General features: G+C 64.0%; 5 protein-coding genes. All 5 read right to left on the minus strand.

Translation table 11 applies throughout. From position 1 onward, the window contains the following. Positions 1-759: FAD-binding oxidoreductase (locus AWB78_RS41835; protein ID WP_062613094.1), on the minus strand; the 759-nt coding region annotated here is incomplete at its 3' end. A 30-nt stretch (positions 760-789) separates the two neighbouring features. After that, positions 790-1296: a 1,2-phenylacetyl-CoA epoxidase subunit PaaD gene (gene paaD / locus AWB78_RS41840; protein ID WP_374729530.1), complete on the minus strand. Its 507-nt coding sequence runs from the start codon at positions 1294-1296 to the stop codon at positions 790-792. A 4-nt stretch (positions 1297-1300) separates the two neighbouring features. Then, entirely contained in the window at positions 1301-2098 is a 798-nt protein-coding gene (gene paaC / locus AWB78_RS41845; protein WP_062613096.1) for a 1,2-phenylacetyl-CoA epoxidase subunit PaaC, read from the minus strand. Between the two features lie 12 nt (positions 2099-2110). Beyond that, the gene (gene paaB / locus AWB78_RS41850; protein WP_062613098.1) at positions 2111-2395 is read right to left on the minus strand and encodes a 1,2-phenylacetyl-CoA epoxidase subunit PaaB; all 285 of its coding nucleotides are present in this window, start codon (positions 2393-2395) and stop codon (positions 2111-2113) included. A gap of 22 nt (positions 2396-2417) precedes the next feature. Continuing rightward, positions 2418-3422, minus strand: a complete 1005-nt coding sequence (gene paaA, locus AWB78_RS41855; RefSeq protein WP_062613100.1) for a 1,2-phenylacetyl-CoA epoxidase subunit PaaA — start codon at positions 3420-3422, stop codon at positions 2418-2420. Position 3423: the final 1 nt, after the last annotated feature.

Below are 3423 nucleotides of genomic sequence, written 5' to 3' on the forward strand. Positions count from 1 at the left end.
CGGCGAGCCGAAGCGCTCGACGTGAATCTGCTTCTGCGCGACACCCGAGTCCTTCAATGCCGCTTCGGCTGCATCCATCATCGGGCCGGGGCCGCAGATGAACGCTTCGTCGATCTCTTCGGGCGAGAGCAAGGTCTCCAGAAACGCCTTGCATTTCTCCTGATCCAGCACGCCGTTGAACAACTCGACATCCTGCAGATCGTCGGAGAGCACGTGATACAGCGAGAACCGGTCCATATACCGATTCTTCAGATCTTCGAGCTCCTCGGCGAACATGATCGCGTCCACGCTGCGATTGCCGTACACGAGCGTGAAGCTGCTCGTCGGCTCCATATCCAGCGTCGTCTTGATGATCGCCAGCACCGGCGTGATGCCCGAGCCGCCCGAGAACGCCACGTAATGCTTCGCGTGGTCGGCGTTCAGGTGCGTGAAGAAGCGCCCATCGGGCGTCATCACGTCGATTTCATGGCCCGGCTGCAAGGTGTCGAACGCGAAGTTCGAGAAGCGTCCGCCGCGCACGCGCTTGATGCCGATGCGCAATTCGCCGTCGCGATCGTAGTCGGTCACGCCCACGCAGATCGAATAGGAACGACGCGTCTCTTCACCATCGATATGCGTCTTGAGCGTCACGAACTGGCCCTGCGTGAAGCGAAACGCATCGCGCAATGCGGGCGGCACCTCGAACGATACGGTGACCGCATCGGCGGTTTCGGGTCGGACGTCGCGGATGCGCAGCGGGTGGAATTGCGGAGTCGCCATGTTTTTCGGCTCGCTTTCAGTGATATCGGTTCAGTACGGCTTGAAGTAATCGAACGGCTCGCGGCAATCGATGCAGCGATACAGCGCCTTGCACGCCGTCGAGCCGAACTGCGCCAGCTTCTCGGTGTGCGTCGAGCCGCAGCGCGGGCACGCGATGACTTCTTTCTTGTAAGGCACGAAGCGGATCGGCTTTTCTGCGCTACTGCATGCGCCCGTCGGCGGCGCGATGCCGTAGCGGCGCAGCTTCTCGCGCGCTTCGTCGGTGATCCAGTCGGTCGTCCATGCGGGCGCCAGGACCGTCTCGATGCGATGCGCGCCGAGTTTCGCGGCGTCGATCGCCTGCGCGATATCCTCCGCGATCTGCGACATTGCCGGACACCCCGAGTACGTCGGCGTGATCACCACTTCGAGCACGCCATCGTCGCCGTGGCGCACATCGCGCAGAATGCCCAGCTCGCGAATTGATACCACCGGAATCTCCGGATCGGGCACCGCTTCGAGCACGTGCCACGCACGTTCGATCGTCGTGTTCATCATTGCGTTACCAGCTCGCGCCCGGATGTTGACGGGCCAGGCTCTGCATCTCGGCGAGCAGATAGCCCATATGTTCCGAGTGTTCGCCGTGCTTGCCGGTGGTGATGTGCTTCACTTCGGCGGGCGCCACGAGCGTGGCTTCATCGAGCGCGGCTTGCACGTGCTCGCGCCACGCCGCTTCGAACGCGCTCGCAAGCGGCGCGATGCCCGCATCGGCGACCGCCTGTTCGATCGCATCGGTCGCGAAGAACTCGCGCGTGTACGGCATCAGATAATCGAGCGCGGCCTGCGCACGCCGATGCGACTCCTCCGTGCCATCGCCCAGGCGCACCAGCCAGTCGCGCGCGTGATGCAGGTGATAGCTCGTCTCCTTGATCGACTTCGCAGCGATCGCCGCGAGTTGCGCATCGCTCGATGCCTGCAGCGCCGTCCACACTTCGACCATCAGCGCCGAATACAGGAAGTTGCGCACGATCGTCACCGCGTAATCGCGCTCGGCGCGTGTGGTGCCCGCGAGCGGGCCGACGTGCGGCAGCTCCGCGATCGTGTAGTTGGCGAATTCGCGCTCGCTGCGGAAGTATGCGTAATCGTCTTCGGTCTTCTTCGTGCCGTTGAGCGCCGCGTCGAGCGTCGCCGCGTGCGTATAAAGAAGCCGCGCCTGACCGATCAGATCGAGACTGATGTTCGCCAGCGCAATGTCTTCTTCCAGCGCCGGGCCGTGGCTGCACCATTCGGCGTTGCGCTGACCGAGGATCAAGGCGTTGTCCGCGAGACGCAGCACGTAGGCGAGATGTTCCTTCGTCATGTCGCCTGCCCCTTACATGTGATTGATTTCGTCGGGCAGCACGAAGAACGTCGGATGCCGATAGATCTTGTCGCCCGCCGGCTCGAACAACTCACCCTTGTCCGCCGGGTCCGATGCGGTGATCGCCGCCGACGGCACCACCCAGATGCTCACGCCTTCCTGACGCCGCGTGTACACGTCGCGCGCCATGCGCAATGCGCCGCTCGCGTCCGGCGCGTGCAGGCTGCCGCAGTGCTTGTGATCCAGTCCCTGCTTGCTGCGCACGAACACTTCCCAGATCGGCCATTCCTTGTTCATCGTCGATGTCTCCTTGATCCCTTCACGCCGCTTGCTTGTGCAAGCGCGCCTTCTGTTTTTCCGCATGCGCCAGCGCCGCTTCGCGCACCCATGCGCCCTCGTCGTGCGCCTTCACGCGCGTGGCGAGGCGCTCCTTGTTGCACGGGCCGTCGCCGTTGACCACGCGCCAGAACTCGTCCCAGTCGATCTGGCCGTAGTCGTGTGCCTTGCGCTCCTCGTTCCACTTCAGGTCCGCGTCGGGCAGCGTGACGCCGAGGATCTTCGCCTGCTCGACCGTGGCATCGACGAACTTCTGGCGCAGGTCATCGTTCGAAATGCGCTTGATGCCCCACGCGAACGACTGGCCGCTGTGGATCGAATCCTTGTCGCTCGGGCCGAACATCATCAGCACCGGCCACCACCAGCGGTTCACCGCCTGCTGCACGAGGTCCTTCTGCGCCTGCGTGCCCTTCATCATCCCGAGCAGCGCGTCGAAGCCCTGGCGCTGATGGAACGACTCTTCCTTGCAGATGCGGATCATCGCGCGGGCATAGGGCCCGTAGGTGCAGCGGCACAGCGGGATCTGGTTCATGATCGCGGCGCCATCGACGAGCCAGCCGATCACGCCGACATCGGCCCAGGTGGGCGTCGGGTAGTTGAAGATGCTCGAATACTTCGCCTTGCCGGCGTGCAGCGCCGCGACCAGCTGATCGCGCGAGACGCCGAGCGTTTCGGCGGCACTGTAGAGATACAAGCCGTGGCCGCCTTCGTCCTGCACCTTGGCAAGCAGGATCGCCTTGCGCTTGAGACTCGGGGCGCGGCTGATCCAGTTGCCTTCGGGCTGCATGCCGATGATCTCCGAATGCGCGTGCTGCGAGATCTGGCGCACCAGCGTCTTGCGGTACGCCTCGGGCATCCAGTCCTGCGGCTCGATCTTGCCGTCGGCCTGCATCACCGCGTCGAAGCGGGTTTGCTCGGGGGAGGACGCGGCGGTGGGCGCGTCGGCTGCTTGTGTGGGGCTCGGGAGGTCGAGGGATTGGGTGTACATG

Source organism: Caballeronia calidae, assembly GCF_900044055.2.
Lineage (GTDB): Bacteria > Pseudomonadota > Gammaproteobacteria > Burkholderiales > Burkholderiaceae > Caballeronia > Caballeronia calidae.

Bases quoted from the DNA above. Each gene is read 5' to 3' on its own strand.
- paaD (WP_374729530.1), bottom strand. From the start codon at position 1,296: ATGATGAACACGACGATCGAACGTGCGTGGCACGTGCTCGAAGCGGTG.
- paaA (WP_062613100.1), bottom strand. From the start codon at position 3,422: ATGTACACCCAATCCCTCGACCTCCCGAGCCCCACACAAGCAGCCGAC.
- paaB (WP_062613098.1), bottom strand. From the start codon at position 2,395: ATGAACAAGGAATGGCCGATCTGGGAAGTGTTCGTGCGCAGCAAGCAG.
- paaC (WP_062613096.1), bottom strand. From the start codon at position 2,098: ATGACGAAGGAACATCTCGCCTACGTGCTGCGTCTCGCGGACAACGCC.